The sequence below is a fragment of the Microbulbifer weihaiensis genome (genome assembly GCF_048323715.1).
In the GTDB taxonomy this organism is placed as follows: Bacteria; Pseudomonadota; Gammaproteobacteria; order Pseudomonadales; family Cellvibrionaceae; genus Microbulbifer.
The window spans coordinates 1-15,121 of sequence record NZ_JBLWFL010000017.1; the positions used below are offsets into that span (position 1 = coordinate 1).

Here is a 15,121-nt window from a genome sequence, read left to right on the forward strand (position 1 = left end):
TCCAGCCCGGAGAAGGTCAGCCCGCCGGCTTGCACTTCATTGGCAGCCGCCAGTACGAAGTTATCCACACCGGTTGTACCGAGCAGCGTCACGCCACTGGCATCCACATTGAGCGGGCCGGAAAAATCGATATTGCTGTTGCTCGCACCACCGCCGCCCAGCAGTGTCCAGTTGCCCAGCCCGGTGACCGTGTTATCGCCGTCACCCCGCGCCTGTTCCACACCGCTGAACGTGGCGCTACCAGCGTCGATGGCATTACTGCCGGTAACCCTGAGGTTCACATCTATCTGGCTGAAATCCAGGTTGCTCGCCACCACCTCATTCAGGCCGAGAAATTCCGGGCCATTGACATTGCCTACGGCCACACGGCGGGCATCCGGGCTGATAATAAACAGAAAGTCATCACCAAGATTCAGCGCTTCCAATACGCCGTTATCGGTATTAAACGATTCAATGCCCGAAAAGGTGATCAGTTGGTTCGCATCGTCGCCATTGACTACATCCTGCCCGATCACTTCCCATACCGTACCACCGGAGACGGAATCCGTACCCGCGCTGCCATTTACCAGGTCAACACCGGTGAACTCAACCGATCTCGCCGTTATGGTATTTCCATCGAGACTAAAATCGCTACCTGCGACATGCGCATTGAGCGTGGACGTAGTAACCGCTTCAATATCGGAGAACGCAATGCCCGCGGCGCTTACCGAATTATTGCCCGCACCCAGTGCCACACCAGCCACATAGTCAGATGCCAGTAACACATCGCGGCCGTTGCGGCCGTTTTGCTCACCACTTGCATCGACAGCCGCGAGGTCGGTAAATACCAGGCCGCCGGCAGCCAGGCTGCCGTCAGCATTTAACGTAAAACTGTCATTGCCCGCTGTACCTCGGAGGCTCGCCTGCCCGGCGAGAACAAGCAGGTTACCGGAGAAATTGATCAGGTTACTGGCGGCGCCGCCGGCTTCGAGAAGCGACCAGTTGCCCAGGCCCGTGACAACATCCCCGTTGTCGCCGATCACATCGTCGACGGAAGCGAAGGAAACGGCGGCATTTCCTGCACCCGCCTGGATGGAATTATTCCCTGAGATTTCCACACTGGCGTCTACCAGTGTCAGGTCAAGGCGATTCGCCAAGACGTTGTCCATCCCGATAAAGCGAATTCCACCGCTGCTTTGTGTAGCAAGATCACTTCCGTCGCCATTTCGGAAGAACAGCGACGCATCACCGAGACTGAGTGCGTCAAGACGATCATCGCCTGCCGCACCGTTGACCAGCGAAACTCCGGAAAATTCGATGGACTCGGCGGTAATGGAGTTGTCGCCATTCAAGGTGAAGCGGGTGCCACCGGAATGGGCGTTCAGGGTTGCTGCAGTGACGGAATGTATATTGGAAAAGTCGATACCCGCTGACTGTACCGCATAATCGGTTGCGCCAAGGCTCACCGCCATCCCGGAGCTGTCGAGCGTATCGTTGCCGCCGACACCATTGATGGTGCTCAGCCCGGAAAAAGTCAGCCCGGAAACGATGACACTGTTTGCACCATTGACTACGAAATTATCGACCTGACCAGTGCCATTGAGCGTCCCCTGAACAGTCTCCACCAGCAGGTTACCGGTAAACCGGATACCACTATTGGAAGCGCCACCGGTCTCGGCCAGCGTCCAGTCACCCAGTCCAGTTACAGTATCGTCGCCATCGCCGGTCACCAGGGTGACAGCATCAAACGCGATACTCGCACCTCCGGCCTGGACCGTTACATTATTTGTACCCCCTACAGCCAGTTCGGATTCGAGCAGACCCACATCTAGGGTGTCACTCGCTGCGACGGAAATGGCCTCGAATCCAGACAAGGCCGCAACCTCATTGCCGGCAGTTTCAACACTAACGGTAAGGTCGCTCGCCGCCGCCTCGACGAACAGGGTCGAACTTGCGGTAAACCCATCAAGATCCAGCGCATCCGTACCGCTACCACCGGCCACGGTCACTGAGCCTGTGGCGGTGACAGCACCCAATTTGCTGGCTGAACCAGTACCCGCCGCGCCTACGGAAAGCGCAAAATCGCCAGCATTAATAGCACCATCATTCTGGAAATCGTGGCCGGCGGTTACCTGAACAGCCGCTGCGCCCGCGTCAATGGTCGGTGTCCCCTGACCGGTACTCGCTATCTGGATTGAGCCAGTGGATTCCAGCTGAAGCGCAGCCCCTGAAGACCACTGAACCGCGTCAGTGATCGCAATATTTCCTGAATTGTCACCCGGGTCACTGCCCGGAACACCGGTTGTCTCTACCGTCACCGCCGCATTGTCTTCCAGAGCGCGGGACAGATCCGCGCCGCTGATACAGTTATCGCCACAGTCAGCAACTTCCAGCCGATCCGCCTCAAGCGTCCAGCTTCCGCTTGCGGCTCCACTGTCGCTTCTGGTGACCACCACAGCATTGCCGTCCGCTGTATCATCAACGTACTCAAAAACTTCCCCTGCGGCGGTAATCACCGTACCACCGGTGTTACCCGCACCCGCGCCCTTGGCTGAAATACTGCCGGACAGGCTCAAGCGACGTTCGGCGCGAAGCGTGACTTCGCCCCCACTAGCATCAGCAAGTGCATCCGCTGAAATCTGTCCGGACTGAGTGATGTCTCTGCCGGTAATCTGCACGGACCCCGCGATCACACCCGAAGTATCGAGGCTGCCGGTATTGATTGCGGCGATCGTCTCGTCGCCCTGCCCGCCGACCGGTGCCACATTCCCCGTCAAGCGAATGGTTCCGCCCACCTGCTGGATGCCCGTGGCCTGAATGCCTCCGCTGTTATTCACCGCATTGGTGAACAACTTGTCAGCCACCGAGGCTTCAAGCACCACCGAAGCCGCCTTCAAGCTTCCGTCATTCAGGATTGCATTGACTTCATCACTTCCGGATTCAAATTCCTTACTCAGAACTTCATTTGTGACCTCGACGCCAATAAGACTACCGGCGTCGAAGCTCAGAACAGCGCTATTACCAGCGAGCATCCTGATTTCACCGAATTGCGCTTCGATGTTACCGGTAGCAATGTTCCTGACACTCTGCCCGATGAGGGTTACATTGCCAGACTCGGCAACAATGCTGCCTGCGTTGACGATTTCGCCGATATCGCCATTCTGGTTCAGGGAAAAATCAACACCCTTGTCATCAACACTGGTCAGCCCGCCCTCTAGCGTGGACACGGTCAGGGCCGCCACGTTTACCGAAGAGCCTTCAGAAAAAAAGACACCGCGCGGATTGAGTAGCACGACATGCCCGTTTGAGGTGATGGTCCCCTGAATATTCGAAGCGTTCCCGGCTACATGGTTTACAACCAGACCCGTAGTGCCATCAGGCAAGGTAGTAAACTCGAAATTTGCCGTATCCTGTGCATCCAGATCAAATGATTCCCAGCTGATATCGGCGAAATTCGTGCTTATCGCGACTTCCGTCGAGGTATAGCTACCAGAACCGTCGTCACTGGTCGTAGTGGTTATATCTACCGTGCCGGTATTGACATTGGCAGTACCGGGCGAGGCCTGCGCCACAGAAGCCAGGGAAAAGACAGAACCAAAACAGGCCATATGAGCAAGCTTTATTGCTGCAGAAATCGGTTTTTTTCTGTGAAACATGTTGGCTATCATTTCGCTATCGGCTCTATAAAAATAATCGTAAAGTCCGGAGGGAGGGCGGCCCTGAATACTCAGTGCAGGAAGTAGGAAAAATCCGCATAGAAAGTCGGATCATCAAAATCGTCATCGAATTTTTGATCCGAAAATTTTGACATGGTTGGCCATGCTGCGGAGACCTGCGCGGACCAGCTGTCTTTCCAGCTGAACCTCAACAACACGCCTGCTCCCGATATTGCACCCCAGTCATCAGGCGACTCGCCATCGTAGTAGTTGACAACCCCGTAAGCGGCATCGGCGATCACGGCAAACTGAAACAGCTCACTCAAACGTCGATCAAACACCTTGGGGTTGAGGTGGCCGGAAAACGCCGGATACCACTCTGCAGAAACGAGGGCCGCCTGATCCGAAGAAAAATCCCGCACATCGAACGCGCGAACTCCGTTAGCACCACCAAGTGAAAACTGCTCAAACGCCGGCAAAGGCTGATCACTGTACTGCCAACGGCTTTTCAGAATCAGGCGAGATTTGTCATTGGAAAATGGCATGGGGAGGAACAGCAGGGAATTGGTATCTGCGGCAAATTTCTCGAATTCTTCGTCCCGGCCACCCTGCCGCTGCTCGTCCGTAAGACTCTTTAAATCGCCATACTGGAGTTTTACGTTGACCATATTGAGCATGGGAATGGCGCCACTGGACAACTTGTCGAAATACAGGCCAAGCTCGCCACCAACAACATGATCGCCATTCAACTCATAATTTGCCGAAAGCTCGGTTATTTTCTCGGTCGCACTGATTGACCCAGTAACATTGAATTCCCGGGAGCGCCTGAACTTGTGATCCAGGGTCATCGCATAGCTTTCGTTTACACCACTGATTTCCAGCAAATTGATGTAGTTATCCGGATCCTCGACATCCCGGATATCAAACTCGTTGTAATCTGCGGAAACTTGAAATCTGGTTCTGGGGCCGAGTACCGGCAGACTGTATTTAAACTGGCCCAATGTGGATCCGAAATCTGAACTCCAGTCACCACTGCCAGCCGATCGCAGAATCCCCACAGTCAGGGAATCGCCAATTCCAGCCGGGTTAAACCAGTCCACCGCCGTGTAAATACGGCTGTCGCCAGTAAAAGTGGATCCATGGTTATCAAGGCGCGACACAACCTGCCAGCTGCTCTCATCCCGCACTTTCAGGTTCAGCCTGGTCTCCCCTGGATTGTCGCCAGGACTGAAATACCCGGTCACATTTGAGCTGGGCAGGTCATTCAGTAAATACAGCGATTCCTCGATGTCCGCGCGGTTTACCAGTTTTCCCTTTTGGTCATCAAATGCCGAGGCCAGTTGTTCCGCACTGTAGACCTGATTGTCGTGCACAGCGACCTGCCCAAGAATGCCCTCCTGGATCGTAAAGGTCACAACACCATCTTTTACCTCCTGCGCCGGAATCTGCACCTGCGCAAGAAACAGTCCTTGTTTTCGGTAAAAGCGGGTCAACTGCGCGGCGATGTCCTCGAGATCCGCATAGGTTAAACCCCGTTGCGCATTTTGCCGCTCTATGACATTGACCAGCTTGCGCAGCTGTTGCGGGCCGAGCTTGTCAGCACTGTATCGGGCGCCCATGCCGTCGAGCAGCAGCGCGAGCTCTTTAAGGTTCTCGACGGTATAACCAGCCGCGAGCTCCTTATCTTCCTGCATGTATTTGGCCCGCAGCGACTCCGCGAGCGCCTCAACCTGTTCACGCCCGATACCGTATTCCGGATACTCTTCCAATCGGTGAAACTGAATCTTCTTTACAGAAATTCGCGGGCCCAGTTCACGGCCAGTAACCTCTGGGATATCTGCGTCCAGATTTGGATCCCTGGCTTCCCGGGTACGGCGCTCGAACTCGCCATTTAACGCATCGTCATCAACCGTGGGAAGATCCTGCTCAAACGCGGCCCGCACCCGACTCCTGAAACTCGAAGTATCCTCCTGGGCTTGCGCGGCGTTGCCTGCAATGACCAGCCCAAGGATGGAGATCGACAACAGTCCCTTGTATTTTGAGTCCACCTTTCCCCCTTCAGAAAGATTCGATGTACGTTGTACGGAATAAGCCGACAACGTCAGCCAGGCCAATGTTCTTGGCTCTGATTACTGTATATTGGATGGAATTGTCAGCGCGTCAGGCTGCGGACGACCCGGAACCCGGTCACTTCGTCGGCTGCGCCGTCGTGCATGATCTTCGACGTTGTCAGACAGCGGCTCATGGCATCCAGATGGTTTCCACCTGCGGCCAGGAGATCTCCATCAGAGCCGAGCACCCATTCCTGCACATTCCCGACGGCATTGACGATGCCGTACTGGTTGGCGGCACCCGAAGTAGAAGGCACCAGTTCCGCACCTTTCTCAATACCGCCGTAATTCAGGTAACAGTTTCTATCGGCAATTTCCGGCTGTCCGCCGGCACTGGCTGCGGCAAACCACTCGCGCTCAGACGGCAGCCTGTAGGTGCGCCCGGTTTGCTCGGACAGCCAGGCCAGGTAGCCCTGTGCCTGCGCGATTTCGATATTGTTGACGGGAAGATCATTGACGCCCTGCGGCAGATCGCCACAGGCACCGGTTGCAAGGCAGTACTCGCGAAACTCGCCATTACTGACCTCATATTTACCCACAGCAACAGGCCGCCCACCGTCGCCTTTCACAACCACAAGCTCTGGACCACTGGCACCATCCAGCATCGGGTCGGCACAGCTGTAGCGCTCGCCCTTTCCACCGGAGCCGGGACTCAGGTGACCACAGTAATCCAGATCGAACTCCGCGAGCACCCGCTGCTCAGGCAACATAGCTCTGGCATCGGTCAATAACGCGTCGGTGCGCACCGGGCTTCGGTTTGCCAGCTTGGTAAAGCAACCGGCGAACTCATCGGCCACCACCGGTCGAATTTTTTGCGCTTTGGTTTCGTCAATGCCTGCCAGGCGAGTCAGGGAAGTCGCCACATCACCAACGCGCATACTGAAGCTGCAAGTCAGTGCCTGCTCCATCTCGTCAAGCTCGGCATCCAGTTCACGCTGCTTCTTGAGCGCCTGCAAACGCCGCTGTTCCTGCAGCGCCTGCAGCCTGATACGCTCGGCTTCGCGCTCTTCGGCAAGCCGCTCTGCCTCCAACTTCCGCTGGAGCTCGTCGCGTTCTTCCTGGATCTGCTGGCGAATCTGGTCGGCGCCATACACCAGCGTGTTCCAGGCAGCTGCACGCGCAAGCATTTCATCCGCTGGCTCTAGGTTGCCAAGAGTTAACTGGCCGGTGGCCGCCGAAACAAAAAGATCCGAGATCTGCTGGCGGATGCGTTCAGGGTATTCGCTGTCGGAGGGGTTCAGGGATTCATATTCGCCGAGCTCGATGCGCAAATCCCGCTCCCAGGATGGAGTGAGGACAGTGAGCGCAACAAGCCGGTCTATCGCTTCGCGCTTGCCGGAAATCCGGTCCTCGAGCAGCTTTCTCTGGTGCTCCCGCTCGAGCTGCTCGGCGACGCGCTTCTGCTCTGCAGCATTTTTCTTTTCCAGGTAGGAATAGCCGAATCCAACGCCGACGAGAACCGCGAGGAAAAGGCTTCCGAGCGCCCACTTCCAACCACTATTGGTGAAAAATCGGTGTACGAATCGCTCCACGGTCGGCGTGCGATCTGCACGATGGAATGCCAGTGCGGCCTCCAGCGCGCGCCACTGCCGGCGACTCAATGATTTGATGCGCTTCGGCTTGAGCTTCTTCTCAAACGCCTTGTCCGCCGGCAGCTTGTCGAAAGGATGTCGACCGGAAAACAGCTCATAAGCGACGCAGCCAAGGGCGTATACGTCGTCACTGGGCTGTGGCTCGCCGCCTTGCAGCATTTCCAGGCTGGCGTAAGCGGGCGTCAATGCACCCAGGGTGCCCGCATCGAAAATAGTCTGCTCGCCCGCCTTGCTCGCGATTCCACCTTCAGACACCGCACGGGCGATACCAAAATCGATAACCTTGGCGCCGTTGCGATTAGTGACAAAGATATTTCCGGGCTTGAAATCCGAGTGGACAATTCGATGGGAATGCGCGTATATCAGGGCCTGCGCAACATCGCGAAAAATCGCTACCGCTTTCTCTTTGCCTACGCCGACCCCGGAATTCTCACGCAGAAGTTTGTCCAATGGAGAACCTTCCAGGAACTCCATCGTCATGAACACTCGATCGCCTTCCCGGTCGAAGTCGAAAACCGTTACGATGTTTGGATGGGCTAGGGTTTGGGACTTGCGCGCTTCACGCTGCAGGGAGACAAAGGCATCCGGGTGCTTCTGGAAATCCTCATTGAGGAGCTTTATCGCCACATATGGGTTGCTGTCATTGGCTTCGAGCTTGCGGCGATCCAGCGCTTTGAAAACGGCACCCATGCCGCCGACACCCAGTAACTTGTCAAGCTCGAAACGCCCCTTGATTACCGTCTTCGTTACGGCGCCTTCGCGTGCGCTGGAGGGTTCAAAATGCACCGCCGCGCGTGGTGCGGGCAACGCGGGCCCAGTTGATGGCGCCTGGCGCGGGGCTGGCGAGGAATCTACGATAACCGTCGCGTCTGATGCGGCCATGGCGACCGGGTTCGCTTCAAGGCCGGGATTACGGGATACCGGTGGATGATCATTTGCGCCCGTATTTTCGTTGCCAACAAACACCGTGATATCGGAGTCGGTACACGCCGACAACGATTCTCCAGCCGATTTGACGATGCGGGTCTTCTCGTTCACAACCATCTCCCTGGTGTAAATCGTTCGCGCTTCCAGTCGCGAGCCATTCTCAGACTACCAGCCCCGGAACCGCCACGACGGGATGAATAACCGTTAAACCGGATACTGACACTGAGGGCGCGAAGTATAACGAACCGCTAACTACGCAACAATTAATCCAGCCTCACAATCTGCCCTAAATACATTACAACTGCTTACATCAGACGGATATCACACGAAACCAAAACGAATGTACCAAATATATGCGAAACGAAAGTACCACTTCTATTAGAGGATTTCTCGAAACAAATGGTGTCAGAGTCAATTTTCAAATTTTCCAGAGCAAAAAAATATTCGTGAAATTCGTACCAGAGTAGGAATCCTGTAAACCATGAACACAGCCAATTCGATATTTAACGGACAAAAAATCGGTACCAGAGTCGAAATTTAAGTTAAATCAAACGGTTTTTTTTTGCTTCGCGGTCTGCTTAAATCTCTCCCGCTTGCCCAGTAGGCAATACCTGAACTACTGCAATCGCGGTGGCAAAGGATTAACCACCAAGTTATTCGGCCCATACCAATTTGAGGGATTTAAAATGGCTATTTACATGAACTTCAACAGCAAGGCGCCCGCCGGTAACGTAACCGCTAAAGGTTATGAAGACTGGATTGAAGTTGACAGCTTCAATTTCGGCGTAGGCCGCGGTATCTCCATGGAAGCGGGTGCGATGGCAAACCGTGAAGCGACCCGCCCAAGCCTGAGCGAAATCACCCTGACCAAGCGTATCGACGCCTCCTCCGGCGGCCTGTTCAAATCTTCTGTATCAGGCGACGAAGGCGTGAAAGTGGAGATCCACGTGGTTCAGACTGGCGCGAGCTCAGTGGAAAAATACGCGGTTTACTCACTTGAAGATGCAATCATCTCTTCATACAGCATCAGCGCATCTGCCGGCGGCCCCCCCATGGAATCCATTTCCCTGAGCTTTGCCAAAATTGAAGCTGACCTAAACCACGCAGACAAAACAAACAAAAACCCGAAAAACATGCGTGTTGGATACGACCTCACCACCGCGACCGTACTGTAATTTCAGAGTCGGATTCGCGAAGGGCCGGGGCCCACAGTCTACGGCTGTGGCCGCCGGCCTTTTTGGCTTTTAGCACGATACTTCTGATACAGAAATCTCTGTATTATTCGATAACAGTTTTCTGATCATCTGGCACCTACAAGGAATTGGGGCTGATATGTCTTCCATCAATCAAGATAAACGTATGATCCGTATCAAATCCCCACTGGGAAATGATGCATTCATTGCCACCGCCATCCACGGCGAGGAACATATCTCCAAACCATTCCGGTACCAGGTTTCCCTTCTTTCCGATCAGCACGATATATCGCAGGATAAAATCGTCGGCAAAGCGGTTACCGCGAGCATTCACTATGCCGGCAAGGTACGCCATTTAAATGGCTATGTAACCAATTTCTCGATGCACGACGTGAATGCAGAAGGCATGCGCCAGTACGAAGCCGTAATACAACCTGGCCTATGGTTTACAAAACTATCCGCCAAGAACCGAATCTTCGAAAAAAAGACCGCCAAAGACGTAGTAAATGAGATCTTGTCGGAATATAGCCGGGTAATCCAGTTCTCGGAAAAACTATCCAGGAACCTGGTATCCAGAGAGTACTGCGTGCAATTCGGCGAATCTGATTTCCAGATTATTGAGCGACTTCTGTCTGAAGAAGGAATAGCGTACTACTTCAAGCACTCCGAAAACGCTCATGAACTGGTGCTATGCGATTCGCTCGACGGATTCCATGAGTGCTCAGGTGACAGTATCGAGTACGATGGTGGCGGCAGCTTGCCAACAAAGAATTCAGTCAGCAGCTGGCGGCGGGATTACAACTATCACACTGGCGGCTTTGAATTCAAGGACTACAACGAATACACGGCGACAAAAGACAACAAACAAGTTGTAAAAACAAAAAACAAGTTAAATGACGTTTCGAACTACGTACACAATGTATACGGTCTAAACCATTTCTTTGCTGACCAGGAAACCCAGCACGCATTCAAGGATGACTACCACAAATCGCTCGCAGACTGTGCTATCGAAGCCGCCGAGTGTCGGTTTGACATCGCTTATGGCAGCGGCGATTGCCCGGAGTTTTGTGCTGGCGGCCAGTTTTCACTGAGTCACACACTGAAGTCGGAAAAAGGCAAGTACCTGCTAACGTCCGTAAGAATTGCAGCAACCGATAGCAACAGCGAAGAAACCAGCTTTAATAGCAGTTTCCGCTGCATACCAGACGCAGTAATGCCAAGGCCAGACCCCTTTCTGGGTACACGGCGGGAAGTCCCTCCGCAAATTGCTGAAGTCACAGAAGTGCAAGCCACACTGTCTGACAATTCACGAGACAAATTCACCCAGGTGAAGGTCAAGTTTCCATGGAACTCCGCACAAAGTAGTTGCTGGGTACGCGTAATGCAGTCTTTCGCTGGCAAAAACTGGGGCGCAAATTTTGTACCCCGGATTGGCCAGGAAGTCGTTATTACTTACATAAATGGCGATCCGGATCGGCCATTGGTCACTGGCGCGGTCTATAACGGGGACAACCAGGGACCAAACTTCAATGCCAGTCAGAGTGGCTGGAAAACACAGCTTGACGGCAGTAAATTTAACGAACTCAAATTTGACGATAAAAAGGGTGAAGAAGAAATCTACATGGAGGCTGGCAAAGACCACAACTTTGTCATTCATCATGACCAGTCAGGAAAGATAGAAAACAATCAATCCCTTGAGGTGAAAAAAGACCGAAGTATTGTCGTAACTGAGGGCAATGAATCCACTGTCATCAACAAGGGCAATCACTCTCTTAAAATCGATAGTGGCAAACAGACGACAGATGCAAAGGGAGCCATAACGATTACCTCGCAGACGTCTATTGAGCTGAAGGTTGCCGGCAACAGCATCAAGATCACCAATTCAGGGATCACGATCAAGGGCACCATGCTGTCCTGCAAGGGCGATTCTATGGCTGAAGTTAAGGCTGGCGGTATTTTGACGCTCAAGGGCGGCGTGACCAAGATTAATTGATGGAGCTGGGCAATGACTGACCTGGTAAAAGTGCAAGCCGCAACGGCAGCAGAGCTGCTCGTGAATATCGATCTTAGCGATGAAGCTTCGGCCCATATAGTCGCGGATACTGCGCCGGAAATCAGTATTGTCCGACTGATGGATGCCGGGTTGTACGCCGACGCGGTCAAACTGTTATCACACGGTTTGCCGAAGCGGGAGGCGGTTTGGTGGGCCTGCTTGTGTACACGTGATGTACATAACCCCCAAACAGACGAGAACAATAGCAAAGCGCTTCATGCAGCAGAAAGCTGGGTAAAGAATCCGACAGAGGAGCGGCGTCAAATCTGCAAGCGCATGGGGCAACTGACCAAGCACCAGACCCCGGCCAGTTGGGCGGCTACCGCCGCAAGCTGGTGCCACGGCAGCCTGTCTGAGCCCGGCGAACCGGTAATCGAACCGCCTCAGCACCTTTACGCGCACGCGGTATCGGGAAGCGTCACCCTTGCCGCGGTGCTATCGGATCCAGTGGATCCGACGAGCGCCTTTAAAAAATATCTCGCACAGGGGCTCGACCTCGCCCGAGGCGGCAACGGAAAAGTGGAGTAATAAGCTATGGGAAAACCTGCATCCCGAGTCACTGACATGCATGTCTGCCCGATGGTTACCGGTACGGTTCCACACGTTGGCGGCCCCATTGTAAGTCCGGGTGGGCCCACAGTGATTATTGGCGGCATTCCGTCTGCCACCCTGGGCAGTGCATGCACCTGCGTCGGTCCGCCTGACACCATCGCCTCCGGCAGTACCACGGTGTTGATCCAAGGGAAACCCGCGGCGCGTATGGGCGATTCAACGGTGCATGGAGGCAAGATCGTGGTCGGATACCCAACAGTACTCATCGGCGGTTAGTCGCCGGATCCCGACAAAAAAGGTCCTTGTTTGCAGGACCTTTTTTGTTACTGTGATTTACAAGGTAATAATCACGGTTTACGCGACTTTATACTGAAAGTCACCTTCTTCGGTCGCACCGATATGAATGGATGAAACCTGCTCGCCCTTGGCCATTTTGCCCAGGCATTCACTGGCCAACGAGGGTAGCAGGGTTTTGTTCAGGATCGCCTCAATATTCCGGGCGCCGGTATCGGACTCCTGACAGCGTGCCACGATATTAATCAGAACATCGTCGTCATAACTGAATGACGCACCGTAGTGCTCCTGTACCCGCTTTGCCACCCGCTTCATATTGATCTTGCAGATTTCCACCAGGTTTTCGTCATCCAGTGGGTAGTAGGCTATCACGGTGGCTCGCCCCAGGAATGCCGGCTTAAAGCTGCGCAATAAGTGAGGACGTATGTTCTCCAGAAGGACATCTGGCTCGGGCTTTTCTTCGACCTGGTTGAAAATCGCCCTGATCGCATCCTCGCCGGCATTGGAAGTCATTATGATCACGGTGTTCTTGAAATCAATATCGCGACCTTCACCGTCTTTGATCGTGCCCTTATCAAATAGATTATAGAAAATGTCCTGTACACCAGGATGCGCCTTTTCCATTTCATCGAGCAAGATCACGGAGTAGGGTTTGCGGCGCGCAGCTTCCGTCAATACACCACCCTCACCATAACCGACATATCCGGGAGGAGACCCAAGTAACATGGAAACCTTGTGCTCCTCCTTGAATTCAGCCATGTTGATAGTCGTGATACTTTGCTCACCGCCGAACAGTTCATCGGCGAGTGCCAGCGCCGTTTCCGTTTTACCAACACCACTGGTGCCGCAAAACATAAACACACCCACAGGCTTTCTGGGATCGGTGAGACCGGCCCGGGAGGTCCTGATCGCCTGTGCAATGGCTTCAGTGGCATGGCCCTGACCGATTACACGGCGGTTTAACCTGTCCGCAAGGCTTTGCACCGCCGCGATTTCGTCATTGACCATCTTCCCGACCGGAATTCCCGTCCAGTTGGCGATAACTTCAGCGATCGCCTGCTCATCCACCGCCGGCTGCATCAGCGGAGTCTCCCCCTGGATGTCATGGAGCTCCTGCAGCAATGAAGATAACTGCTGTTTCAGATCTGCCATCTGCGAAGGATCAACCTCCTTACCATCAGTCATGTCATCAAAACTGGTGTCGATCTGGGTGCGCAAATCCTTGATCTGCTCGATTAACTCTGCTTCCTGCATCAATTGACTACGTAGCTGCACCAGCCGTTGCTCTGCAGCCAGCTTTTGCTCACCGAGTTCGCTGAGCTGTTCTTCATGGATACCCGACGCGGCATTCTCGCGGGACAACTTGTCAATCGTACGTGCGGCATTGGCGATAATCCTTTCTGCATGTTCGATCGCAACCGGTGTTGCAGACTGGCTCAATGCCACGCGCGCACAGGCTGTATCCAGTAGACTCACCGATTTGTCTGGCAGCTGTCTTCCCGGTATATACCTGTGAGATAACTTTACTGAAGCGACAATCGCCTCATCGAGGATGCGAACTTTGTGGTGCGATTCCAGGCTCTCCGCGATACCCCGCATCATATCGATCGCCGCAACCTCATCCGGCTCGTTAACTTTTACGACTTGAAAACGGCGCGTCAACGCAGGATCACGCTCAAAGTACTTCTTATATTCGGCCCAGGTGGTCGCTGCAATAGTGCGCAGTTCACCCCTTGCCAACGCTGGCTTGAGCAGGTTCGCCGCATCACCCTGCCCCTCCTTACCCCCGGCACCAATCATTGTGTGCGCTTCGTCGATAAATAAGATAATCGGCGTCGCGGACGCTCTGACTTCCTCGATAACCGACTTCAGGCGGTTTTCAAACTCGCCTTTCACGCTGGCACCGGCCTGTAAGAGACCAAGATCAAGGGTTCGGACGCACACATCACGTAAGGGTTCAGGTACATCACCGCTTACGATTCTCTGCGCGAACCCTTCAACAACAGCCGTTTTACCGACACCAGCTTCACCAGTCAGAATCGGGTTGTTCTGTCGACGTCTGGTGAGGATATCGATACATTGCCGAATCTCGTCATCGCGCCCAAGAACCGCGTCTATTTCCCCACGGCGTGCACGTTCGGTGAGGTTGACTGTGTACTTGTCGAGTGACGGTGTCTTAGTCGCTGCTACCTCTGCTTTTGCACGCTCACCATCACCGAAAGACGCATTAGCGATCTGCGCTGTTTCCCATGTTCGCCCATACATGGCGCGCGCTGTCTCCCGAATGGACTCAGGAGCGACATTTTTCAGCTCGGGGCAAGATTCCACCAGCTGTCGGCGCGACGCCTCGTCCAGCAACAAAGCTGCAAGAAGATGTCCAGACGAGAGTGCTTGATGCCCATAATCGATGGAAGCAAGCATCCAGCTATTTTTTGCTGCATCCACGATGGTCGGGGACAGTGCCGCAGGCCTGCTGCTTCCCGATTTGAATTTGGATATTGTGTTGGCCAGCTGCTTCGCCAAATGTGATAAATTTACTTCATGCTTTTCAAGTAAATGCTGTAGATCTGTATCTGGCCGGTCCAGAAGCTTCAAAAACCAGTGTTCCAATTCAACATTGTACTGGTTATGCGCCAAACACAAGCCCGCGGCACCCTCAAGCGATTCCCGCATATATGGTGTCATCGTTTCTACTAGGCGCTTCAAATCCACGTTTATCATAATCAGTATCCCTTCCCTAAAATTCCTTAACTAATTTTTTATA

Annotated in this window: 8 protein-coding genes; 4 read left to right on the top strand and 4 right to left on the bottom strand. The window is 53.9% G+C overall.

From position 1 onward, the window contains the following. The 3 genes from ACNKU7_RS15730 to ACNKU7_RS15740 all read right to left on the bottom strand — a co-directional run. Window positions 1-3,635 (bottom strand): beta strand repeat-containing protein (locus tag ACNKU7_RS15730; RefSeq protein WP_418297953.1); only part of this gene is annotated, 3,635 nt, incomplete at its 3' end. A gap of 71 nt (window positions 3,636-3,706) precedes the next feature. Further along, window positions 3,707-5,683: a ShlB/FhaC/HecB family hemolysin secretion/activation protein gene (locus tag ACNKU7_RS15735; RefSeq protein WP_418297954.1), complete on the bottom strand. Its 1,977-nt coding sequence runs from the start codon at window positions 5,681-5,683 to the stop codon at window positions 3,707-3,709. 104 nt (window positions 5,684-5,787) lie between these two features. Beyond that, a complete protein-coding gene (locus ACNKU7_RS15740) occupies window positions 5,788-8,376 on the bottom strand; it encodes a bifunctional serine/threonine-protein kinase/formylglycine-generating enzyme family protein (RefSeq protein ID WP_418297955.1) in 2,589 nt (862 codons plus the stop codon). 575 nt (window positions 8,377-8,951) lie between these two features. On the opposite strand from ACNKU7_RS15740, the gene ACNKU7_RS15745 reads away from it, so the two are divergent. From ACNKU7_RS15745 to ACNKU7_RS15760, 4 genes are all read left to right on the top strand, one after another. Continuing rightward, entirely contained in the window at window positions 8,952-9,440 is a 489-nt protein-coding gene (locus ACNKU7_RS15745; RefSeq protein ID WP_418297956.1) for an Hcp family type VI secretion system effector, read from the top strand. Window positions 9,441-9,597: 157 nt separating this feature from the next. Continuing rightward, window positions 9,598-11,451 (top strand): type VI secretion system Vgr family protein, encoded by a 1,854-nt coding sequence (locus ACNKU7_RS15750; RefSeq protein WP_418297957.1) that lies wholly within the window; start codon window positions 9,598-9,600, stop codon window positions 11,449-11,451. Between the two features lie 12 nt (window positions 11,452-11,463). Next, window positions 11,464-12,039, top strand: coding sequence for a DUF6931 family protein (locus ACNKU7_RS15755; protein ID WP_418297958.1), 576 nt, complete (start codon window positions 11,464-11,466; stop codon window positions 12,037-12,039). Window positions 12,040-12,045: 6 nt separating this feature from the next. Beyond that, window positions 12,046-12,339 carry a PAAR domain-containing protein gene (locus ACNKU7_RS15760; protein ID WP_418297959.1) on the top strand — a complete coding sequence of 98 codons (294 nt, stop codon included), beginning with the start codon at window positions 12,046-12,048 and terminating at the stop codon, window positions 12,337-12,339. A 78-nt stretch (window positions 12,340-12,417) separates the two neighbouring features. Here the strand turns inward: ACNKU7_RS15760 and tssH are convergent, their stop codons facing one another. Further along, complete coding sequence (gene tssH, locus ACNKU7_RS15765; protein ID WP_418297960.1) at window positions 12,418-15,078, bottom strand: type VI secretion system ATPase TssH; 2,661 nt, start codon at window positions 15,076-15,078, stop codon at window positions 12,418-12,420. Between the last annotated feature and the right edge of the window lie 43 nt (window positions 15,079-15,121).